Genomic DNA, 21,647 nt, shown 5'->3' with positions numbered 1-21,647 from the left:
CGGTTCCTCTCGAAACGGGTCAGAGTTCGATGCAGGTGCGCAGGGCGACGCCCGTACGCATCTGGTCGAGCGCGTCGTTGATCTCGGCGAGCTGCACGCGGTGCGTGATCAGGCCCGCCAGGTCCACCCGGCCGGCCCGCCACAGCGCGATGGTGCGCTCGTAGGAGCGGAGCACGTCGCCGCCGCCGTACATCGACGGCAGGATCTTCTTCTCGTCGAAGAAGAGGGAGAACATGTTGATCGAGTAGTTGTCGTCGAGCGCGCCGGCGCCGACCACGACGACGGAGCCGCCGCGGCGGGTCATGTCGTAGGCGGTCTTGGTGGTCGCGGACTTGCCGACGACCTCGAAGACGTAGTCGAAGCCCTCGCCCGCGGTGATCCGGTTCTTGGCGTCGGCGAACTCCTCCGGGGAGACCGCCTCGGTGGCGCCGAAGCGCAGCGCGGCCTCGCGCCGGGAGGCAACCGGGTCGACGGCGATGATCTGCGCCGCGCCCTGCACCTTGGCGCCCTGGATGACGGAGATGCCGACGCCGCCGCAGCCGATGACGGCGACCGAGGAACCGGCCTCCACCTGGGCGGTGTTGATGGCCGCGCCGAGGCCGGTGGTGACTCCGCAGCCGATGAGGGCGGCGATGTCGAAGGGCACGTCGTCCGGGATGGGTACGGCGCAGCCCGCCGGGACCACCATCTCCTCGGCGAAGGTGCCGGTGCCCGCGAAGCCGAAGATGGCGTTGTCGCCGCGCTGGAAGTTGGGGGTGGCCACGTTGCCGAAGGCTTCCAGGCACAGGTGGCCCTGGCCGCGCTTGCAGGAGGGACAGTGCCCGCAGGGCGGGAGCCAGCAGACCAGGACCCGGTCACCGATCTTGTGGCTGGTGACCCCGTCGCCGACGTCGGTGATCACGCCGGAGCCCTCGTGGCCCGGGATGAAGGGGGCGGGCTGCGGGAGGACGCCGCTCATCGCGGAGAGGTCGGAGTGGCACAGGCCGGTGGCCTTGATGCGGATCTTGACCTTGCCGGGGCCGAAGCCCACGGCCTGCATGTCCTCGACGACTTCGAGCTTGTCCTGGCCTATCTCGCTCTGGAGTGCTGCGCGCACGGTGCGGCTCCTTCTGTCTGCCTGACGGTGTCTGTGACGGGTTAGGAGTGTTCGACGACGGTGTCGGCGAGGACCGGGGCGTCGTCCCGGTCGGCGGCGCTCACCGTGACGAGGACGCGGCCGGGCTCCTGCCACATCCGGATCCGCAGGGTCTCGCCGGGGAAGACGATCCCGGCGAAGCGGGTGCGGTAGGCGCGGACGCGGGACACGTCGCCGTCCAGGACGGTGTCGACCACGGCCTTCAGGGTCATCCCGTACGAGCACAGGCCGTGCAGGATCGGCTGGTCGAAGCCGGCCATCTTGGCGAACTCGGGGTCCGCGTGGAGCGGGTTCCAGTCTCCCGAGAGGCGGTACAGCAGCGCCTGCTCCTCGCGGATCTTGCGCTCCTCCACCCGGTCGGGCGCCCGCTCGGGCTGCTCGGCCTTGACGGACGGGCCGCGGTCGCCGCCGAAGCCGCCCTCACCGCGTACGAAGATCGACGCGTCGGAAGTCCACAGCGGCCCGTCGGCGTCCGCGACCTCGGTGCGCAGGACGATCACCGCCGCTTTGCCCTTGTCGTACACCGCGGCCACCGTGGCCGTGGAGGCGGCCTCCCCCTTGACCGGGATGGGCCGGTGCAGCTCGATGGACTGGCTGCCGTGCAGCACGTTGGCGAGGTTGACCTCGATGCCGGGGGCGGCGAGGCCGCCCATCATGGCCATGCCGGCGCCGGCGACCGTCGCGAAGCTGGGGAGCACGTGGAGCTTGGACTCCAGGGTGTAGCGCAGCTCGTCGGGGTCGGTGGCGGCCCCGGGGTTGTTCGGGGAGGTCCCCGCGCCGAGTCCGAGGTGGTAGAGCTGGATGTCCTTGTGGTCCCAGGCGATGTTCCCCTTGCGGGGTTCGGCGGCGAGGGCCTTGGCGGCATCGATCGGCATGGGCGTGCTGCTCCCTGTGTTGGAAACACCGTCTTTGAGGCACCTGCTGTGAAGCACCGGCTGTGGAAGCGCGGTGCCTTGGAAGACCTCGGCGCGGCCGTCCGCACCGTCGGCCGCACCGAGGTCGTATGCGGGACCCAGCACTCTAGAACGCGTTCTAGGTTGCCCGGTGAAGGAATGTATAACGCACGCCCCAGCACTTGGGAAGACTCCTGACTATCTGTCAGACTCACTTCTGCCGCGGCGCGTTGCGCGGGTACGGGATGCTTCGCCCCTACCCTGGCCGGGTGGATGAGATGCCCGTTGCCCAGCGCCCTGCCCGATCCCTGCGGGTGCTCCTGGACCCGCCGAACCCGGCGCTGGCGGTCCTCCTCGGCCTCCAGCCGGACATCGAGGTCGTGGCTTCGCCGCTGGCCCGCCCGGCGGTGGCGCTGACGGAGTCGGTGGACCGCGTCCCCGCCCTCCTGGCGGAGGATCCGGAATGCCGGATCCTGGTGCTGACGGGCTCCGCGCATCCGGGCCTTTCGGAGGCCGCCCTCGCCGCCGGCGCGGCCGGCCTGGTCCTGCGGGACGGCCCGGTCGAGGACCTCGCGGACGGCATCCGCCGCGCGTCCCGGGGGGAATCGGTGGTCGACCCGGCACTGGAGGCCCCGCGCGGCCCGGAGGCCACGTAGGGCCCGAAGGCTACGTAGGGCCCGAAGGCTACGTAGGGCCCGAAGGCTACGTAGGGCCCGAAGGCCGCGTAGAGCCCCCGCATCCCGCTCACCACACCGGACGCGCGCCCGCCCCGCGGATCCTCCGGGAGGATCCGCGGGGCGGGCACATGTCGTACGGACCGGAGGTCAGCCGGAGGCGGCCGCCGTCCAGTCGTCGACCGTCCGCGACGGGTCCAGGGCGACGGGCAGCTTCTCCAGCCCGCGGAAGGCCGGGAAGGGCCCCTTGAGCCACTCCTCGTGGCCCGGCTCCGCGGTCGCCAGGACCATCTCGGGGAACCGGTCGAGCAGGGCCGTCAGCGCGGTCTCCAGCTCCATCCGGGCGAGCGGGGCGCCGAGGCAATAGTGGGGTCCGTGGCCGAAGCCGAGGTGGGTGCTCTGCAGCCCCTTGCGCGTCACGTCCAGGGTGTCCGGTTCCGCGAACTTCTCCGGGTCCCGATTGGCGGAGGAGATCGCGATCTGGACCAGGGACCCCTGCGGGATGGCCACTCCCCCGATCTCCACGTCCTCCAGGGCGTAGCGGAACGTGGAGGTCTCCACGGAGCACTCGAACCGGACGAGCTCCTCGACCGCCTGGGGCAGGAGCCCCCGGTCCGCCCGGACGAGCGCCAGCTGGTCGGGGTGGGACAGCAGGGAGAAGACCGCGTTGCCGATCTGGTACGTGGTGGTCTTGTGGCCCGCGAAGAGCAGGACCCACATCATCGAGACGAGTTCGTCGTCGGTCAGGGCCCCGTCCTCGTGCTCCGTCTGGATCAGCACGGTGAGGAAGTCGTCCGCGGGTTCGGCGCGCTTACGGGCGACCAGATCGAGGAAGTGGTTCCGCAGCCAGTCCTCCGCCTCGGCCAGCTCGCCGGACATGTCCTTGCTGAACCGGGAGCGCGTCACCTGCCCGAACCACTTCAGGACGTCGGTGCGCTCGTCCCCGACGATGCCGAGCAGCTCGCAGATGACCATGACGGGCAGCGGCAGGGCGAAGGCGGCCATCAGGTCGACGGGGGTGTCCGTCGGACACTTGGCGAGCAGTTCGTCGGCGAGTTGCTCGATGCGCGGGCGCAGCAGCTTGACGTGGCGCGGGGTGAAGGCCTCGTGGGCGATGTGCCGCAGCCGGGTGTGCCGAGGGGGGTCGGCGAAGATCAGGTTGTCGTCGAGGGCGTCGCAGGTGTCCCCGAAGACCGCGTGGTAGATGTCGATGCCCTCGTGCATGTCCTTGCCGATGCGCGGATCGGACAGCGCGAGCCGGGCGTCCTCGTACCGGGTGATGAGATACGTGTCCACCCCGTGGCGCGTGGTCAGCTTGCAGACGGGGGCCTGCTCGCGGAGCGATCGGTAGACCGGGTAGGGGCACGTACGGTACTCCGGCGTGCCCATGGACACGGCCGCCACGGCTTCGGCTACGGGCGGGCCGACGGGAAGGCCGTCGCTCACTGCCACTGCGGGTTCGGTCGTCACGGGCTCAGACCTCTCGTGGGGGCTCGACTGTCCAGCCACCTCCCTCCCTCGGCCGGCGCCCCGCATAACCGCCGTTACCCCGTTCGGGCCCGAAACTACGCCCGCCTGAGCGGATCGGCCGGTCCCCGAGCCGTCCCGCGACCACCTGCGCGGTCCCCCGCCCTAAGGTCCGCCTCATGCCGGACATCGCACACCTCGACCTCACCCCGCCGGACGACGGCAGCCGCAGCAGGATCGACGTCCACCACCACTTCTGCGCCCCGGAATGGCTGGAGTGGGCCGAAGACCAGGGCCTGGCCCACCGCAAGGCCCTGCCGCCGTGGGCGCGCTGGGACGCGGCCACGGCCCTGGACCTGATGGACCGTGCGGGCATCGCCACCGCCGTCCTCAAGCCGATGCTGCCGGCGCGCTACGCGACGTCCGCCCAGCTGCGCGAGGCCACGGCCATCACCCTGCGGGCGGCGGCGGAGGTCACGGACGCGCATCCGGGCCGCTTCGCGTTCCACGCCCCGCTCTTCCTCGACGACCCGGAGGTCGCGCGCTGGGCGCTGCGACGGGGGCTCGACGAGCTGGGGGCGGTGGGCGTGAACGTGACGGCGAACTACGGCGGCATCTACCTGGGCGACCCCTCCTACGACCCCCTCTTCGCCGACCTCGACGAACGATCCGCCGTCGTGGACACCCATCCACACAACTTGCCGCTCCCCGGCGGGGGCGGGGGGCCGGGCCCTGGGTCGGGCGCGGGTGCGGGGCCGGGCGGGGGTGCGGGGCCGGGCGCGGGCACGGGCGGCGGGCCAGGCACGGGTACGGGACCGGGGTCTGGCACGGGGCCGAGCACGAGCCCCGGGCCGGGCATGGGCCCCGGGCCGGGCATGGGCCCCGGGCCGGGTGCGTGGCCGGGCGCGGGGCCCATGGCCGGCACGGGGCCGGGTGGGGTGGCCGTTCCGGGGATTCCGAACTTCCTGTGCGACTTCCTGCTGGACACGACGCGGGCCGCGCTGAACATGATCCACAAGGGCACGCTGGACCGGTTCCCGAACCTGTCGGTGATCCTGCCGCACGCGGGCGGCTTCCTCCCGCACATCGCCACGCGCGTGCAGGCCTTCGCGGGAGCGTTCACCCCGCCCGTGGAGCCTGCGAGGGTCCGGGACCACCTGCTCCGCTTCTACTACGACACGGCCGGGCCCATGTCCCCGGCGGGCACCCTGCTGGCGATGGCGTCCCCCGAGCGCATCCTCTTCGGCAGCGACTGGCCGGCGTGCCCTGCGGAGATGGTCACGGACGTCGCTCTGCCGGCGCTGGCGGGCGACCCCGCGCTGACGTCGGCGCAGCGTCGGGCGATCAACCGGGACAACGCGGTGCGCTTGATGCCGGCTCTGGCCGCTTCGGCCCCGGCGCCGGCCCGCGCCTGAGCCGCTGCGCGGGGCCGAGTCCCCTACCCGCCCTTCGCCCGTTCCCCGGGCGCTGCCCGGACCCGCCAAGCCCCGGGCTCCGCCCGGCCCCCCTGGGGCTCCGCCCCAGACCTCGCGCCACAAACGCCAGCGAGGCTCGATTTTCCGACCCCGGTCCTCAAACGCCGGACGGCTGAAATGGCTGCGCCCGGGTCGGGGACGGGGGCGGGGTGGGGTGTCGGCCTGGACGTAAAACGTGATTTGTGGCGCGAGACCACGCCGCGCCCTGTCGAAGTCGAGGGCAGGGCGCCTAAATCATGAGTCCAGGCCGACACCCCACCCCGCCCCCGGCACCGACCCACCCGCAGCCCCACCACAACCCAGCCCCGCCGCCGCCGCCGCCGCCGCCGCCGCCGAAGGCTACCGCCGCAGGAGCGTGACCACCGCCGCCCCGCCCAGGCCGATGTTGTGCGCCAGGCCGACCCTCGCTCCGGGGACCTGCCGCGGCCCCGCCGCGCCGCGGAGTTGCCAGACGAGTTCGGCCGCCTGCGCAAGGCCCGTCGCGCCCAGGGGGTGGCCCTTGGAGATGAGGCCGCCCGAGGGGTTGACCACCCACCGGCCGCCGTACGTCGTCGCGCCCGACTCCACCAGTGCCCCGGCGCCGCCGTCCTCGCACATGCCCAGCGCCTCGTACGTCAGCAGCTCGTTGATCGAGAAGCAGTCGTGCAGCTCGATGACGTCCACGTCCCCGATCCCGAGACCCGACGCCGCGAACACCGCCCGCCCGGCCGCCGCCGTCATCGGCTTGCCGACCACGTCGATGCAGGAGCCCGAGGCGAAGGACGCCTCGGTGTCCGTGGTCATGGACTGCGCGACGATCTCCACCGCCCGGTCCCCCAGCCCGTGCTGCTCCACGAAGCGTTCCGATACGACCACCGCCGCCGCGGCCCCGTCCGAGGTCGGCGAGCACTGGAGCTTGGTCAGCGGCTCGTGGATCGTCTTCGCCGCGAGGATCTCCTCCACCGTGTAGACGTCCTGGAACTGCGCGTTCGGGTTGTTCGCCGAGTGCCGGTGGTTCTTCGCCCCGACCGCCGCGAGCTGCGCGGCCGTGGTCCCGTACAGCTTCATGTGCTCGCGCGCCGCGTTCCCGAAGATCTGCGCGGTCGGCGGTGACATCTCGAAGCCGTGCCCCGCCGCCATGATCCCGTAGTGCCGGGCGACCGGCGAGGTCTTGAAGTCCCCGCCGTCCGCCCCGCCGCCCAGCGCGCCGCGCTTCATCTTCTCGAAGCCCAGCGCCAGGACGCAGTCGTTGATCCCGCCCTCCACGAACTGCCGCGCCATCATCAGCGCCGTCGAGCCCGTCGCGCAGTTGTTGTTGACGTTGTAGACGGGGACCCCGCTCAGCCCCAGTTCGTACGCCGCCCGCTGCCCGGCCGTGGAGGCCTGGAAGCAGTAGCCCACCGGTACCTGCTCGACCAGCCCGTAGTCGATGCCCGCGTCCGCGAGCGCCGCGTCGCCGGCCTCCTTCGCCATGTCCCAGTACTGCCAGTCCCTCGACTCCGGCTTCTCGAACTTCGTCATGCCGACGCCCACGATGTACGACTTCATGCGTGCACTGCCCTTCAGTCCCTGGGAAGGCCGAGAATCCGCTCGGCGACGACGTTGAGCTGGACCTGCGTGGTGCCTCCGGCGATGGTCAGGCAGCGGGACATGAGCATGCCGTGCACCGCCCGCTTCCCCGCCCCCTCGCTCACCGCGCCCGCCGGGCCCAGCAGTTCGAGCGTGAGCTCGGCGGTCCGCTGCTGGTGCGGGGTCTGGACGAGCTTGCGTACGGACGCCCCCGCGCCCGGCTCCAGTCCCGAGACCTGCTGGAGGGTGGTGCGCAGCCCGATGCAGGCCAGGGCGTGCGCCTCGGCGGCCAGGGCCCCGATCCGGACCCGGTACCCGCCTTCGAGGTCGGCGGAGCGGGCGAGCAGCGCCTCCAGGCCGGTGTCGAAGGTCATCTGGTCGGCCATGTGGACGCGTTCGTTGCCGAGGGTGTTGCGGGCGACCTTCCAGCCCCCGTTCTCCGCGCCGACCAGCGCGTCCTCCGGCAGCGGCACGTCGTCGAAGTAGACCTCGTTGAAGAGGGCCTCGCCGGTGATCTCCTTGAGCGGCCGGATGTCGATTCCCGGGGTCTTCATGTCCACCACGAAGTATCCGAGCCCCTTGTGCTTGGGGGCGTCCGGATCGGTCCGCGCGAGCAGGATCCCGTAGTCGGCGCTGTGCGCGGAACTCGTCCACACCTTCTGCCCGTTGACGATCCAGCCGTTCCCGCCGGGCACCCGCTCCGCCTTGGTCCGCAGCGAGGCGAGGTCCGAGCCCGCGCCCGGCTCGGAGAAGAGCTGGCACCAGGTGACGTCCCCGCGCAGCGTGGGCAGCAGGTAGCGCTCCTGCTGCTCGGGGGTCCCGTAGGCGAGCAGGGAGGGCACGACCCAGGTGGCGATCCCGAGGTCGGCGACCTTGACCCCGGCGGCCTTCAGTTCCTGCTGGACGACGAGCTGCTCGACGGGACCGGCGCCGAGCCCGTACGGGGCCGGCAGGTAGGGGGCCGCGTACCCGGTGGGTGCCAGGACCCGGCGGGCGGTGGCGGGGTCGAGCCCGGCCGCGTCCGCGATGGCGGTACGGGCCTTCGCGCGGTGGGTCTCGGCCCGCGCGGGCAGTTCCAGGCGCAGTTCGCGCCGGGCTCCCGCGGCCGCGAGCCGTACGGCCCGGACCCGGTGGCCGTCGCCGGAGCCGAGGAGCTGGCGGGCGACGAGGGACCGGCGGAGGTAGATGTGGGCGTCGTGCTCCCAGGTGAAGCCGATGCCGCCGAGCACCTGGACGCAGTCCTTGGCGCAGGAGTACGCGGCGTCGAGCGCGGTGCCGGCGGCCAGTGCGGCCACCAGCGAGCGCACCTCGGCCGGTTCCTCGGTGGCCTGTGCGGCGTCCCAGGCGAGCGCCCGGGCCTGCTCCACGCGCACCAGCATGTCGGCGCACAGGTGCTTGATCCCCTGGAACTGCCCGATGGGCCGCCCGAACTGCTCGCGCACCTTCGCGTACTCGGCGGCGGTGTGCAGCGCCCAGGCGGCGGTGCCGCAGGCGTCGGCGGCGAACAGCACGCAGGCGAGGTCCCGTACGAGCGCGGCGTCGAGTTCCAGCAGGGCCCCGGGCCCGGCGGTGACTCCGCGGGCGCGGACCTCGGCGGTGGGCCGGGTGGGGTCGGCGCCGTCCTGGGTACGGATGTCCAGCGCGGCGGCGTCGACGGCGAACCAGCGGGTCCCGTGCGCGGTCTCGGCGGCGAGCAGCACGAGGTCGGCCTCGCCCGCGCCGAGCACCGGCGGGGCGGTCCCGTCGAGGAGGTAGCCGCCCTCCACGGCGACGGCGGTGAGGTCCCCGGGTCCGAGCGCCACGGCCCCGACCCGCCCGCCGAGGGGCTCGGCCCCGGCCCGGTCCAGGAGGACGGAGGCCAGCACGCTCGGCAGGTACGCCCCGGGCAGCGCCGCCCGGGCGGCCTCCTCCACCACGACGGCGAGGTCGAGCAGGGTGCCGCCCTCCAGGTGCGGCTCCAGCAGCCCGGAGGCGAGCAGCCCGTCCCAGTAGGCGGGCCGCGCGCCCGTCTGCGGCGGGGTGTCGAGGAGCTTGCGGACCTCCTCGGGCGGCACGGCCCGCGCGACCCAGCCGCGAACGGCCTCGGCCAACTCCCGCTGTTCCTTCGTGATTCCGATGCCCATGCGCGGCAGAGTAGAACACGTTGCATTCTGACGGAAGGTCAGAACTGAAACGTGTTCTCACTTTGGCACGGCGCCGCCGTCCGGCCGGAGCGGCTGTCAGGCGGCGACGAGCCGGCGGCCGGGCGCCGCGACGTTGCGGCGGCGGTGGTAGGCCACCGTGACGACCGCCAGGAGCGGACCCCAGGCCACCAGGGGCAGGTAGCAGGCGGTCATCACCCAGTACGCCACGCCCGTGGGGGAACCGGGGGCGCCCATGTTCCCCGGGTCGTTCCAGCCGATGGCCCCCAGGGTTCCCAGCAGGGTCAGCACGGCAGCGCCCAGACCGGCGGGGATCACGGCGGCGAGCGGCGGAACGCGCTTCCCGCCGATCAACGGCAGCCAGTGCGGCGCGACTTCGCCCCAGCGTCGCACGAGGCCGAGGGTGAGGAACCCCAGAACCTCGGCGAACACGCTCAAGGTGATCATGTACAGCGAGAACGCGCTCCCGAACCTGACGTCCGCCAGCGGGTCGTCCCCGGAGAAGCCGAGCGGCACTCCGAGCGCTCCGGCGATCCGCCACAGCCCCGTGAGCAGCGGGGCGAGCGCGGCGAGGCGGGCGAGCCGCACCACGCGGCGGCTCGGTTCGCGCTCCATGGCGACTCTCATGACGTGCTCTCCATCTGCTCGGCGCTCTCGGCGCTCTGCGTGTTCCCCGACGGGTTCGGCGGGAGCACGTGCACGACCTTGAAGTCGCCGCTCTCGACCGTCTCGTACGGGGCGGCACTGAGGCACTTCGGAACTTCCAGCCCGTCGAAGCCGGACACGGCCCAGCTGTAGCCGACCCGGTCCTTCTTGCCGTCACCCTTCCCGTCGTAGACGGTGAAGCCGACGCGCTTGCCGATGACGCCCGGGGGCAGGTCCGAGCTCGTGATGATGCCGGTGGCGGTCGCGACGGGGCCGCCGGTCAGCAGGCAGTCGATTCGGCCTTCGGCGTAGGCACCCTGCTTTCCGTCGGCGGAGTAGTGGCTGAACCGGAAGGTGCCGCGCGAGGTACCGGCCGGGGCGTCCGGCTCGTCGGGCTCGGCCAGCGCGAAGCCGTGTGCGTCGAAGGAGAAGCGGACCTGCTGACCGTCCGCCCGGTACATCTTGGCGGAGCCGGTGAGACTCGATTCCTTCGGCGCCTTCCTCGCCTGGTCCGAGGCGGATGCGGAGGCGGAGGCGGAGGCAGAAGCGGAGGTGGAGACAGCGAGGCCGCCGATGACCGCCAGTGCGGTGAGCCCGACGACGGACGTACGGAGGGCGGTACTGCGCAGCATGATGAACTCCTATATCCCGGCGACCGGTTGAGCCGCCGTTCGGTGTGGCATCAGCCTCCGCCACCGGCCCGATCCGCAACCATCGGCCGATCGGTAGATCCGCTCGGGGGCTCGGCGGACCCTCTATGCCGTTCGGCAGAGGCCTCCGACCCGGACAGCGCCTAAGCTCGTGGAGGTGAAGATCACGGGCATGGCACACCGGGACCCTGCCGTCATCGCCGTGGCGACCGCAGCCTGCTGCACCGCCGCGGCCTTCCTGGGCCTGCGGCCGCTGCCGGCGCTCGTGGCCGTCGCCATCGCCCTCGGCACCTTCGGCTGCTTGCCCCGGTCGCGCCAGTGGACCGGGGCCGCCACGGGCGCCGCCGGTGGCCTGCTCCTGCTGGCCACCTTCGCCTGGCCCGGACGCGGAACGGCCCGGGGGTCGGTGTGGCAGTTGGTGGCCGTGGGAGCGGTACTGCTGCTCCTGACGGCTGCGGTGCGCTGGTCGCCCCGGCGCCCACTCCTTGCGGGCGGCGGGCTCGGCGCCGCGGCCGTCGCCGTGTGGACCGTCCCCCTCGTACCGGACGTCTCCTTCTTCGAATCGCTCGGGTTGACGGCGTTCTGGTCGGCGCCGGTGCTCGTGTCGGTCGTCGTCGGCGGCTATCCCCGCCTGATGGCGGACCGCCGCCGGCAGGCGGTCCTTGCCGCGCGCCGCGCCCAGCAGCTCGAACTCGCCCATGACCTGCACGATTTCATCGCCCACGACGTGAGCGGCATCGTCGTCCAAGCCCAGGCGGCCCGGTTCGTGGCCGAGCAGGATCCGGCGGCTGCGGCCCGGGCGCTGGAACGGATCGAGCGGGCCGGACTCGCGGCACTGGCCTCGATCGACCGCACGGTCCGGATGCTGCACGCCGCCGACGAGAGCACCGGCGGCGGCAACGGCGAAGCTGACGGTGACCGCGGCACACGTACGGCCCTCGCCGGCATCGACCAACTCGGCGAGGTCGTCGACCGGTTCGGCGAGACAGGACAGGTACGGGCCCGGCTCGACCTGGCCCCGGGTGTCGCCGACGCGCTCTCCCGCGAGGGCGCCGCCACGGTCCACCGGGTCGTGGTGGAGGCGCTCACCAACGTACGCCGTCACGCCCCGGGGGCGGCCGCCGTCCACGTCGCGCTCAGCACGGACCGTACGACCGTCGAGGTCAGCGTGACCGACGACGGCGGACGCAGCCGCACGTCGCACCTGCCCGCACTGCCGCGCCTCGACCGGGGCCCCCGGGGCGGCGGCGGACTGCTCGCGCTGGCCGAACGCGTGCGGGCCGGCGGCGGCACCTTCGGCTCCGGCCCCCACCAGGACGGCTGGCGCGTGACCGCGACCCTTCCCGCGGCCGGGACACAGCCCCCTGGACCGCACACCGCCGGACCACGGGTCACGGCATCATGATCCCGTGACCACCCGCATCCTGATAGCCGACGACCAGGAAGACGTGCGCAACGGCTTCCGCCTCATCCTCGACTCGCAGCCCGACATGACCGTCGTCGGGGAGGCCGCCGACGGCGCGTCCGCGGTGGAACTCGCCCGTGCACTGCGGCCCGACCTCGTCCTCACCGACATACGGATGCCGGGCCTGGACGGCCTGGAGGTGACGCGGCTCCTGGCGGGTCCGACCGCCGAACACCCCGTCCGCGTGGTCGTCGTCACGACCTTCGACCTGGACGACTACGTGCACACCGCCCTGCGCAACGGTGCCTGCGGATTCCTGCTGAAGCGGTCGGGTCCCAACCTGCTGATCGAGGGCGTACGGGCGGCGATGGCCGGGGACACTCTGATCAGCCCGCAGCTCACGGTCCGGCTGCTGCGCAGCCTCTCCGCGCCGCAGCACCTGCCGCAGCCCGCCCCCGAGGCACGCACCGCGACCGTGGACCCCCTGACCGCGCGGGAGCGCGAGATCGCCCTGCTCGTCGCACGCGGACTGACCAACGCCGAGGTCGGCGCCGAGCTGTTCATCTCGGCGGGCACCGCCAAGACCCATGTCGCCAACATCCAGGCGAAGCTGGCGGTGCGCAACCGGGTGGGCATCGCCGCGTGGGCCTGGGAGACCGGCCTGGCGGGCGGCGCCTGACACCGGCGCCTGACACCGCTCGGGCGTCAGGACTTCTCGTAGTAGTAGCCCTCGCCGTGCGAAGGGCCCACGTTGTGCTGGAGGCCGGCCGGCAGGCTCTTGGTGAAGAAGGAGGGGTCCAGGACCCCGCAGAACTGGCTGGTGGACTTGGACTTGTCCACCGCGGCCGCGCCGATGTTGATCCGGGTCCCGCCGGAGGCCAGCGAGGTCACCTTGGCGATGTTCTCGCAGTGCCCCATCTGGGACTCGTTGATCAGGCGGACCGCCCCGGACCGGGTGATGATCACCGTGCCCGGCTGGCCGATGTTGAAGTCGCCCTTGTAGGTCCAGGTCCCGGCGAAGTACGCGGGCACCGCGTCGCCGCCGCCGGAGCCGCCGCTGGGCGAACCTCCGCCGCTGGGGGAACCGCCGCTCGGGGAGCCGCCGCCGCTCGGGGAGCCCGCGCCCCCCGGGGTGGCGCCCGGGCTGGTGCCCGTACCGGTGCCTCCGCCGGCCGGGCCCCCGCCTCCGCCCTGGCTCGCGCTGCTGCCGCCCGGGGTGCCGGCGCCCCCGCCGGGGGTCCCCGCGCCCGCCGCCGCGCCCTGCCCGGCGGCGGCCTGGCCGTCCGGCGCCGGTACGGGCGGGCTCTGGGGGTTCTCGGAGGTCGGTGCGCCCGGGGCCGGTGAACCGCTCGCCGCCGAAGGGGAGCCGCCGGAGGCGCCGGGCACCACGGGCGCACTGCTCGCCGGGGGCGAAGCCAGCCGCCCGCCGCCGTCACCGCCGTCGAACGGCTGGAGCAGGGCCACCGTGCCCCCGCCGACGGTGAACACCAGGACGGCCGGCACCGCGACGGTCAACCGCCGCCGTGCCCCGCGCCGTTCCCGCGGCGCTGCACCGCCGGCGGTGGACGGCCCGGCTGCCGGCCCGGTCGCCGGGTCAGCGCCCTCGACGGCCCCGACGGCCGCGACGACCTCGACGACCTGCTCGCCGGACTCCCCCGCCGCTCCCGCCCGCAGCCCGAGCGTCCCCCTGTCGGGGGTCTGCGCCGCCGCCGGTGCCGCCTCCGCGTCGAGCAGTCGCGCCGCCTGCCGGGCCAGCCGTTCCACCACGCCGGGCGGCAGCCACGCCCCGCCGCGCGCCGCCGGGAGGACCCGCTCGGGGTCCGCCAGCAGCTCGTCCACGCCCGGCCGTTCCTCCACTCCCTTGACCAGGCAGCGGCCGATGAGCGCGCGCAGGGAGGCGTCCGCCACCCGCTCCAGGGCCGGTTCGCCCTCCACGATCTGGAACATCACCGCGTGCTGGTTGCTGGCGCCGTGCCCGAAGGGCAGCTCGCCCATGGCCGCGTACATCAGGACGCAGCCGAGCGTGAACACGTCGCTCTTCGCCCCGGCCCGCTGCCCGCGCACCTGCTCGGGCGACATGAACCCGGGCGAGCCGACGACCATGCCGGTGCTGGTGAGCAGCGATTCGACGGAGGTCTCCAGGGCGCGCGAGATCCCGAAGTCGATGACCCGGCTGCCTTCGACGGTCAGCATCACGTTCGACGGCTTGAGGTCGCGGTGCACGATCCCGGCGGTGTGGATGTCCTTGAGCGCGTGCAGCAGCCCGTCCGCGAGGGCGTGGACGGAGTCCACGGGCAGGGGACCGTACCGGCGCACGATCTGCTCCAGCGAGAGCCCGGGTACGTATCCGGTGGCCACCCAGGGCCGTTCGGCGTCGGGGTCGGCGTCCAGGACGGGGGCGGTGTACCGCTCGCCGACCTTCCGCGCGGCGTCGATCTCCCGGCGGAAGCGGGCCCGGAACTGCGCGTCGGCGACGTGCTCCTCGTGCACCACCTTCACCGCGACCGTGCGCCCGCCCTCGGAGCGGGCCAGGAACACCCGGCCCATCCCGCCGGCGCCGAGGCGCCCGAGCAGCAGGTACGGCCCGATCCGGCTCGGATCACCGGCCGCGAGCGGCTTTATGCCCCCGTCCGCGGTGTCGCCGTTGACGTCGTCGTCCCTGCGCGCGCTGCTCATACTGCCCGTCCCCCGATGGTCCGCCGCGGTCGACCGGACTGGCATGCCCGGCCGAACCCGCATCAGGGTAAAGGCAGTTACGTTCAGGATGAAGCTACGCCCCCCCACGGCACGGAGGGGTTCCCGCCTACGCGGCGGTGCAGACGACCCAGGCCGAAGCGGTGTTGCTCTGGCCGGTGTCGGTGTTCTTCACCCCCACCGTCCAACCCGAGGAACTGGGCAGGGAGTCGGTGAGGAGCGTGAGCGTGCTGCCGGTCTGGCCGCCTCCGCCGGTGGGCACCATGCCCGCCGGACAGCTCACGTGCGCGAAGGCGAAACCACCGGCCGGGATGAAGACGATGTCGCCCCGGTACTGCGGGTGCGCGCTCTGCGGCGCGACGATACCGGGGTCGGTGGGGGGCGCGGGCTTGGGCGGATCGCCTCCGGAGTCCCATGCGTTGGCCGAGAACGCGCTGCCGGCAAGGAGCACGAGCGAGGTCACGGCGGCCAGGGCGAGGGAGCGGGCGGGTTTCATGTCGGCCTTCCTTTGCACACGCGGGTTCGGGTCAGCCCTGGATTTCCCCGATCCCGCCGGGTGATCCGCCCGGCCACTCGTCCGGCGCAGGCAGAAACGTATGTGCGCATGCCGAACGAGTGACCCCCCGCATCACACGACCACGGCAGGGAACGTGTGGCCTTCGACCGCACCCCCACGAGGAGGCCGCAATGACGCGCCCGCGCCGTTTCCGAACCGCCGCACTGACGACCAGCGCCCTGTGCGCCGTCGCCCTCCCCTGCTCGGCCCCGTACGCGTGGGCCCACGGAGAGCCGGCGGCGGCGACCACGACAACCACCACGGCCACGGCCCCGGCATCCACGACAACCACGGCCCGCAGCGTGACGCAGCAGCCGGGCCACCCGATCATCCTGTACCCCGGCAGGCAGGGCACCGCGGTGGCGCCCTGCCCGGAAGGAACGAAACCCACGGGGGGAGGCGCGACGCTCGGCTTCAACCCCCTGGGCGCCGTCTTCTTCAAGGAATCGGCCCCGTCGGGAAACCTCTGGCGCGTGCGGGTCTACAACAGCACCGACGAGGTGCTGACCGTGCATCCCCGAGTGGTCTGCTCGACGGACACCACCCTCACCCATCAGGTCGGACCGGACGCGCCCCTGGAGCCCGGGGATCCGAACAACCCCAGCACCGCGAGGTGCGGCGACTCCCAGTACGTGGTGGGCGGCGGGTTCCAGGCCGGGGACCGCACCTACGCGAGCGCAACGACCTGGTCGAACGGAAACTGGACCGCGCGGGCCAAGTACACCAACTACGACCCGGACGCCCCGCTGTCCTTCGTCAGGGCGTTCATCAGCTGCTCCGACACCGCGGCCGCCCTCGCGTCGAGCGGCAGCGTCCCAGTGGAGGCCGGAGAGGTGGGGACGGCCCACGCGGAGTGCCCCGCCGGACAGGTGCCGAGCGGAGGGGGCGGATCCGGCGGCATCGACGTCCTCCTCACCACCTCGGGCCCGACGGAGACGGGCTGGACGGTCCGAGCCAAGAACACGGGCTCCGTCCGGAGCACCCTCTTCGCCGAGACGATGTGCACCGCCCCCTGAGGCCCTGCACCACCGGCCGTACGGGTACTCCCGTCGAGCCCGGCCGATTCGGGAGGGTTCGCACCCGAATCCGCCTACGGAAGGCGGCGGTTCCGCGCGTGCTCCACGGCCGCCGCCGCCAGGCCCGTGATGAGCGGGTGGGCGCGGGTGCCGTCGCCGTCCAGTTCGGGCTGGAAGAGGGTGGCCAGGAAGAAGGGGTGCTCGGCCAGTTCGGCGATGCGGATGTCGCCGGATTCGTCGGTGCCGGTGAAGGTCATGCCGTGGGCCCGGAGCAGGTCCAAGTGGAGGGGGTTGGGGCCGTAGTTGCAGTGGTACCGGGCCTGCGTGCGGTCCGCGCCGAGCAGCCGGGCGGCGCGGGATCCGGGGGTGACCCGTACGGTCCCCTCGTGGCCCACGAGCGAGCAGGCCAGCGGGACGACCACGGCGTCCGCCTCGGCGGTCGCGGGGTCGTTCTCGGCGTGGGCGGCCCGGTCCAGGCCGCAGACCGTACGGGCGAACTCCAGCAGGGCGTGCTGGAAGCCGCCGCAGGTGCCGAGGAAGGGGATGCCGTTCTCGCGGGCGTCCTGGATCGCCGTGAGCACGCCGCCCTCGCTGCGGTAGGGGCTGCCGGGCAGCACCCAGACGGCGTCGAAGCCGTCCATGCCCTCGCCGGCTTCCTCGGTGGGGATCCAGTAGGCGTCCAAGTCCAGGCCCTCGCGCAGGCGCAGCGCCTCCAGCAGGCCGGGGACGCGGGCGTGGGACCGTACGGCGTCGGAGCGGTCCGCGATCAGGGCGATGCGGGCGGGTGACGTCGTGCCGGCTGTGGTGGCGATGTGGTTCGCGTTCATGAGGACCATCCTCCGAGCCGCCGCCCCATCACGTCCAACGATGATCCGCGCTACCCGCATAAGCGATGCTGATGCCTGAGCGATACTGATGCCCATGGATCCGCATCTCCTCCGCACCTTCGTCGCGGTCCTCGAACACCGCTCCTTCTCCACGGCGGCCTCGGTCCTCGGCTACACGCAGTCGGCCGTATCCCAGCACATCGCCGCGCTCGAGGCCGACTTGGGAACCCGGCTGGTCGAACGCAGGCCCGTCGCCCCCACCGGGGCGGGGGTCCGGCTGATGGAGCACGCCCCCGCGCTGCTCCTGCGCCTGGACGCGGCCCGCGCCGACATCGCCCGCCTGCGCCGGGCCCCCGACGCCCGGCTGACGCTGGCCTGTTCCCCCGCGGCCTTCGGCCCGGAACTCGCGCGGGCCCTGGCCGGGCTCCGTGCCGCGGGGCCGGTGGAGGTCGACCTCCACGTCCTGGGGCGGGAGGCGGTGGTGGAGGAGGTCCTGACCGCCCGCGCCGACCTCGGCCTCGTGGACGGGGTGGCCGCACCCAGCGACCCCCTCCCGCTGCCGGACCTCGGTCCGACCGTCACCCTCGCCGTCGCCGAGGAGCCCCTGGCCGTGCTCTTCCCGCACAGCCACCCCCTGGCCCGGCGCCGTTCGGTGCGGCTGCCCGACCTCGCGCAGGCGCAGTGGATCGACGCCCCCGACACGGCGGTCCCCCTCGCCCGGCTCCGCGAGGTCAGCCACACCGCCGGCTTCCACCCCCGCATCCGCCACCACGGCACCGACCCGCACGCCCTGGCCGCGCTGGCCGCCGCCGGCCACGGCCTGACCTCCCTCCCCCTCTCCTTGGCCGCCACCTTCCCCGGCACCACGGCGGTCCCGGTCCACACCCCCCGCCTGGTCCACCGCACGGAACTCCTCCACCCCACGGACCCGACCCCGCACACGGCCGAGCTGGTGTCCTTCCTCACGGGCGCGGGGTAGACCCGGCCCGTCCGGAGGGGTCCCTGGGGGCGGCGGCGGGGAGTTCGCGCAGTCGCCCTACTTCCACTCCACGCCCTTCACCGACAACTTCGTGGCGTCGTAGGCATCGGTGGAGAGGACCGTCGCGGGTCCACCGCCCTGCGGGACCTCCACGACCGCCGTCACACTCCACACTTCCTCGACGCTGGCCCACTTGCGGCGGCCCCCGCCCAGCAGGGCTTCGGAGTCGCTCTTCGCATCGAACGTGATCCAGTTCTCCACGGTGCGGCCCCGGTCCCGGTACGTTCCTTCGAGCGTGCAGGTGACCAGGGAGCCGCCGTCCTTCAGCCGGAACACCGGCAGTTCCTCCCCCACCGGCCGGTAGGAGAAGCTGCGCTGCAGCTTCTCCTGGTTCCACCCGTTGAAGTGGTCCACCATCTTGCCGGTGAAGTCACCGGGTTCGAAGTACGGGGTGTCCGGCTTCCCCGACGGCGCGGTGAAGCTCAAGTAGTCCGCGTAGCGCCCGCACACAGCGGTGTCGGCCGTGGCTGTCGGCGACAGCTCCACGCTGCCGCCCGCTCCCCGTGCCGGCTCCGGCAGCACCTTCGGGCGGACCTTGATGACCCCGTCCTTGGGAGACACCGTCGGCGAGGGGCTCGGGTCCGCCGGAGGAGGCACCGTGACGACCCACGTGGCCACCACGGCCTTCCAATCCTTTCCGTCTCCGGCGTCTCCGCCGTCTCCGGCACGGGTGAAGTAGTGCAGGACGGAGCTCCGGTCCGTTTCCGCCCCCTCCCGCTTGCTCAGCACGGCGAACCCCCGGGGAGCCGGGGCGCCCTCCACCACCGGCGGAATCAGAAACGTCGGCTGCACGTACCGGACCGACGTGTCCTTGGTCCCCGCGGCCTGGTGCAGCCGCGCCGAAGCCCGGCTCTCCTCCAGCAGCCGACCGCCCTCCACACGGGCGATCGCCTCGGCGTCCCCCTTCGCGTCGGCCGCGGCGTTCTCCTGCACGTACTTCTCGAAGACCTCCTTGGCCTGCGCCTCCGTCAGCATCGGTGCGGCGCCGCCCGCGGTGCCGCCCCCGGCGCCGGCCGAAGGGCGGCCGGGGGATCCAGCGGCCCCGCCTCCGCTCGTGCACCCGGCCAGGACCGTCCCTGCCAGGACAACGGCTCCCCATGTACCCCACGTACCCCACGCACGACCACGCACGACCATCGCCCGCTCCCCCGTCGGTCCACCAAGATCGACGTGATCATAGAGTGCGGGGGGATGACCGCAGGGGTTCCAGGACAGCCCCCGGCCCCAGTGATCGACCGGAGAATTTCCCATGACCTTGCAGCTGATGCCCGTCGACCGTGAGCCGGCCCCGGGAGCCCTGCTCCTGACCGGTATCCCCGGGAGCGGCAAGTCCACCGTGGCCGCCGCGCTGGCCGCTCGGCTGCGGATGTCGGCCCATGTGGAGGTGGACGCACTCCAGGACATGATCGTCAGCGGCGGGCAGTGGCCGTCCCCGGCCGGGAACGCGGAGGCCGACCGGCAGATCTTCCTGCGGGCCCGCAACGCCTGCCTGCTGGCGGAGAGCTTCGCCCGGGCCGGGTTCGTCCCGGTGCTCGACGACGTCGTGGTGCGCCGTTCCCACCTGGACTTCTACCGTGCGACGCTGACGGCCGTGCCGCTGCACGTCGTCGTACTGGCCCCCGGCCCGGCGGTCGCGTGGCAGCGCAACCAGGCCCGCGAGAAGGCCCTCTCCGTGGACTGGTCCCCGCTGGACGAGGCGATGCGCGCCGAACTCCCGCACGAGGGAACGTGGATCGACAACGCCGCGCAATCGGTCGAGGAGACGGTCGAGGCGATCCTCTCCGCAACCGGCCTGGTCACCGAGGCCCGCCCCACGGACGGCGCCGAAGGCCTCGCTCGCTAGCCGCTCCCCACCGCACGCGCCGCCCGCGCCCTCAGGAAGCCGCCGGGCCGGTGGGCTCGGGGCAGCCCAGGAGGAATTCGGTGGCCCGGGCGATGGCCTCGGCGTACGTGGGGTGCACGGCCGGCGACTCCTCTTCCCGTCCGTCCGCGGCTTCGGCGGCGTACCACCAGGCGTCGGCGTCCGGGTCGTGGTGGATGACGGCGGTACCGCCCGCGTAGCGCAGCGGGATGGACTCGCCGGCGGAGCGCTTCGCCACCGCGTGGGGCCACTTGAGGCGGGCGGACTGGCGCTTGATGCCGCCCCAGGCCGCGCCGAGCTGCGCGTAGCTGGCTCCGCTGCGGCCGGCGACGGTCGCGGCGCTCTCCGCCATCCGGTCGACGGACCGCTTGGCTTCGTACAGCGCCCGCAGCAGGGCCAGTTGCACGTCGGGCGCGGCCATGAGGGCGGCATCGAAAGGCTTGCCGGCGGTGCGGTAGGCCTCTGCGCGCGTCGAGATGCGCTGGGCCAGCGGCCGGACCGCGTCGAGCACCTGGTCGTCCATGGCGAACGCCTCGTCCTCGGCGGGCTCGCTCCAGGGCGGCTCCACCAGGGCCGTGACGGTGGCCCAGAAGTCCTCGTCGTTCCTGTCGGGGGTCGGGATCGATGTCGCATCGCTCATGTGACACTTTTACCTGTCGAGAGCCCGAATGACAAGTAAAACTGTCAGCCGCCCCGGCGGGTCGCCCATCGCCCGCGGCCCCGGGCATGGCGTCCTACCAGCGGGTAAGGCAGCATGGGCCGCCGACGTGCGCCGACGTACGCCGTGTGCCGTATGCCGCCCAATCCGCAGGAGGAACACCATGGCCAGCCCCAAGCCGGAGACCCTCGCCGCCTTCGAGGCCGCCAAGGGGTTCATGCCCGTAGGGGAAGGGCTCGCGCTGTACGAGGCGGCCGCCTCCGCGGCGCGGCTCGGGCTGCCGCTGCTGGAGGTCGGGACCTACTGCGGGCGCTCCACGATCCTGCTCGCCGACGCCGCCCGCGAGGCCGGGGTGAGCGCGCTCACCGTGGACCACCACCGCGGCAGCGAGGAGCAGCAGCCCGGCTGGGAGTACCACGACCCGAGCGTCGTGGACCCGGAGATCGGGCTGATGGACACCCTGCCCACCTTCCGCCGGACCCTGCACAAGGCCGGTCTGGAGGAGCACGTCATCGCGATCGTCGGCCGCTCCCCGCAGGTCGCCGCGGCCTGGGGCGGCAAGCTCGGTCTGGTCTTCATCGACGGCGGCCACACCGACGAGCACGCCACCGGCGACTACGAGGGCTGGGCCCCGCACGTCGCCGAGGGCGGCACCCTGGTGATCCACGACGTGTTCCCCGACCCGGCCGACGGCGGCCAGGCCCCGTACCGCATCTACCTGCGCGCCCTGGCCTCGGGCGCCTTCGAGGAGGTCTCGGTGACCGACTCCCTGCGCGTCCTGCGCCGCACGGGCCCGGGCATCTGACCCGCCCCGGACACATCCAGCCCCGCCGGCGTCAGCCATACCCGGCCTCGCCGGCGTCAGCCACATCCAGCCCCGCCGGCGTTTGAGGCGCGGGGGTCCGGGGGCAGCGCCCCCGGCAACGGCGCCGCACCCGCGCACGGCGCTCACGGCCGAGGGGG

20 protein-coding genes are annotated in these 21,647 nt (G+C 73.2%); 8 read left to right on the top strand and 12 right to left on the bottom strand.

Annotation, left to right across the window (positions count from 1 at the left end; all coding sequences use genetic code 11):
* Positions 1-19: 19 nt before the first annotated feature.
* Together ACFRU2_RS13695 and ACFRU2_RS13690 are read right to left on the bottom strand one after the other, a co-directional pair.
* Positions 20-1,096, bottom strand: coding sequence for a Zn-dependent alcohol dehydrogenase (locus tag ACFRU2_RS13695; protein ID WP_382971598.1), 1,077 nt, complete (start codon positions 1,094-1,096; stop codon positions 20-22).
* A gap of 41 nt (positions 1,097-1,137) precedes the next feature.
* Positions 1,138-2,010 carry a MaoC/PaaZ C-terminal domain-containing protein gene (locus ACFRU2_RS13690; protein WP_382971596.1) on the bottom strand — a complete coding sequence of 291 codons (873 nt, stop codon included), beginning with the start codon at positions 2,008-2,010 and terminating at the stop codon, positions 1,138-1,140.
* A gap of 296 nt (positions 2,011-2,306) precedes the next feature.
* Between ACFRU2_RS13690 and ACFRU2_RS13685 the strand changes: the two genes are divergently transcribed.
* Positions 2,307-2,684: a DNA-binding response regulator gene (locus ACFRU2_RS13685; RefSeq protein WP_382971906.1), complete on the top strand. Its 378-nt coding sequence runs from the start codon at positions 2,307-2,309 to the stop codon at positions 2,682-2,684.
* A gap of 168 nt (positions 2,685-2,852) precedes the next feature.
* Here the strand turns inward: ACFRU2_RS13685 and ACFRU2_RS13680 are convergent, their stop codons facing one another.
* Positions 2,853-4,091 (bottom strand): cytochrome P450, encoded by a 1,239-nt coding sequence (locus tag ACFRU2_RS13680; protein ID WP_382971904.1) that lies wholly within the window; start codon positions 4,089-4,091, stop codon positions 2,853-2,855.
* Positions 4,092-4,348: 257 nt separating this feature from the next.
* Between ACFRU2_RS13680 and ACFRU2_RS13675 the strand changes: the two genes are divergently transcribed.
* The gene (locus ACFRU2_RS13675) at positions 4,349-5,584 is read left to right on the top strand and encodes an amidohydrolase family protein (RefSeq protein ID WP_382971594.1); all 1,236 of its coding nucleotides are present in this window, start codon (positions 4,349-4,351) and stop codon (positions 5,582-5,584) included.
* Between the two features lie 399 nt (positions 5,585-5,983).
* Here the strand turns inward: ACFRU2_RS13675 and ACFRU2_RS13670 are convergent, their stop codons facing one another.
* From ACFRU2_RS13670 to ACFRU2_RS13655, 4 genes are all read right to left on the bottom strand, one after another.
* On the bottom strand, positions 5,984-7,171 hold the full coding sequence (locus ACFRU2_RS13670) for a beta-ketoacyl synthase N-terminal-like domain-containing protein (RefSeq protein WP_382971592.1): 1,188 nt from the start codon (positions 7,169-7,171) through the stop codon (positions 5,984-5,986).
* A gap of 14 nt (positions 7,172-7,185) precedes the next feature.
* Entirely contained in the window at positions 7,186-9,315 is a 2,130-nt protein-coding gene (locus ACFRU2_RS13665; RefSeq protein ID WP_382971590.1) for an acyl-CoA dehydrogenase, read from the bottom strand.
* A 96-nt stretch (positions 9,316-9,411) separates the two neighbouring features.
* Entirely contained in the window at positions 9,412-9,960 is a 549-nt protein-coding gene (locus tag ACFRU2_RS13660; protein WP_382971589.1) for a hypothetical protein, read from the bottom strand.
* On the bottom strand, positions 9,957-10,610 hold the full coding sequence (locus tag ACFRU2_RS13655) for a hypothetical protein (protein ID WP_382971587.1): 654 nt from the start codon (positions 10,608-10,610) through the stop codon (positions 9,957-9,959). The genes ACFRU2_RS13660 and ACFRU2_RS13655 overlap by 4 nt, the downstream gene beginning before the upstream one ends.
* 175 nt (positions 10,611-10,785) lie before the next feature.
* Here ACFRU2_RS13655 and ACFRU2_RS13650 point away from each other — a divergent pair, with 175 nt between their 5' ends.
* Positions 10,786-12,033, top strand: coding sequence for a sensor histidine kinase (locus ACFRU2_RS13650; RefSeq protein ID WP_382971585.1), 1,248 nt, complete (start codon positions 10,786-10,788; stop codon positions 12,031-12,033).
* Positions 12,034-12,037: 4 nt separating this feature from the next.
* Positions 12,038-12,712 carry a response regulator gene (locus ACFRU2_RS13645; RefSeq protein ID WP_382971583.1) on the top strand — a complete coding sequence of 225 codons (675 nt, stop codon included), beginning with the start codon at positions 12,038-12,040 and terminating at the stop codon, positions 12,710-12,712.
* Positions 12,713-12,738: 26 nt separating this feature from the next.
* On the opposite strand, the gene ACFRU2_RS13640 is transcribed toward ACFRU2_RS13645, so the two are convergent.
* Both ACFRU2_RS13640 and ACFRU2_RS13635 read right to left on the bottom strand, forming a co-directional pair.
* Positions 12,739-14,709, bottom strand: a complete 1,971-nt coding sequence (locus ACFRU2_RS13640; RefSeq protein WP_382971581.1) for a protein kinase — start codon at positions 14,707-14,709, stop codon at positions 12,739-12,741.
* Positions 14,710-14,836: 127 nt separating this feature from the next.
* Complete coding sequence (locus ACFRU2_RS13635; RefSeq protein ID WP_382971579.1) at positions 14,837-15,223, bottom strand: hypothetical protein; 387 nt, start codon at positions 15,221-15,223, stop codon at positions 14,837-14,839.
* 191 nt (positions 15,224-15,414) lie between these two features.
* Between ACFRU2_RS13635 and ACFRU2_RS13630 the strand changes: the two genes are divergently transcribed.
* Entirely contained in the window at positions 15,415-16,299 is an 885-nt protein-coding gene (locus ACFRU2_RS13630; RefSeq protein ID WP_382971577.1) for a hypothetical protein, read from the top strand.
* 74 nt (positions 16,300-16,373) lie between these two features.
* Here ACFRU2_RS13630 and ACFRU2_RS13625 read toward each other — a convergent pair whose 3' ends face one another.
* Positions 16,374-17,126, bottom strand: coding sequence for a hypothetical protein (locus tag ACFRU2_RS13625; protein WP_382971576.1), 753 nt, complete (start codon positions 17,124-17,126; stop codon positions 16,374-16,376).
* Between the two features lie 94 nt (positions 17,127-17,220).
* On the opposite strand from ACFRU2_RS13625, the gene ACFRU2_RS13620 reads away from it, so the two are divergent.
* Positions 17,221-18,105 (top strand): LysR family transcriptional regulator, encoded by an 885-nt coding sequence (locus ACFRU2_RS13620; RefSeq protein ID WP_382971574.1) that lies wholly within the window; start codon positions 17,221-17,223, stop codon positions 18,103-18,105.
* A gap of 57 nt (positions 18,106-18,162) precedes the next feature.
* Here ACFRU2_RS13620 and ACFRU2_RS13615 read toward each other — a convergent pair whose 3' ends face one another.
* Entirely contained in the window at positions 18,163-19,140 is a 978-nt protein-coding gene (locus ACFRU2_RS13615; protein WP_382971573.1) for a hypothetical protein, read from the bottom strand.
* Between the two features lie 274 nt (positions 19,141-19,414).
* On the opposite strand from ACFRU2_RS13615, the gene ACFRU2_RS13610 reads away from it, so the two are divergent.
* On the top strand, positions 19,415-20,008 hold the full coding sequence (locus ACFRU2_RS13610; RefSeq protein ID WP_382971571.1) for an AAA family ATPase: 594 nt from the start codon (positions 19,415-19,417) through the stop codon (positions 20,006-20,008).
* A gap of 31 nt (positions 20,009-20,039) precedes the next feature.
* Here the strand turns inward: ACFRU2_RS13610 and ACFRU2_RS13605 are convergent, their stop codons facing one another.
* Complete coding sequence (locus ACFRU2_RS13605) at positions 20,040-20,666, bottom strand: hypothetical protein (RefSeq protein ID WP_382971569.1); 627 nt, start codon at positions 20,664-20,666, stop codon at positions 20,040-20,042.
* Between the two features lie 181 nt (positions 20,667-20,847).
* Between ACFRU2_RS13605 and ACFRU2_RS13600 the strand changes: the two genes are divergently transcribed.
* Positions 20,848-21,489 (top strand): class I SAM-dependent methyltransferase, encoded by a 642-nt coding sequence (locus ACFRU2_RS13600; RefSeq protein ID WP_382971567.1) that lies wholly within the window; start codon positions 20,848-20,850, stop codon positions 21,487-21,489.
* Positions 21,490-21,647 lie beyond the last annotated feature (158 nt).

Origin of the sequence: Streptomyces sp. NPDC056883 (genome assembly GCF_042788835.1) — a bacterium.
Classification (GTDB): Bacteria; Actinomycetota; Actinomycetes; order Streptomycetales; family Streptomycetaceae; genus Streptomyces; species Streptomyces stoeckheimensis.
This window is presented reverse-complemented; position numbering and strand designations above follow the sequence as displayed.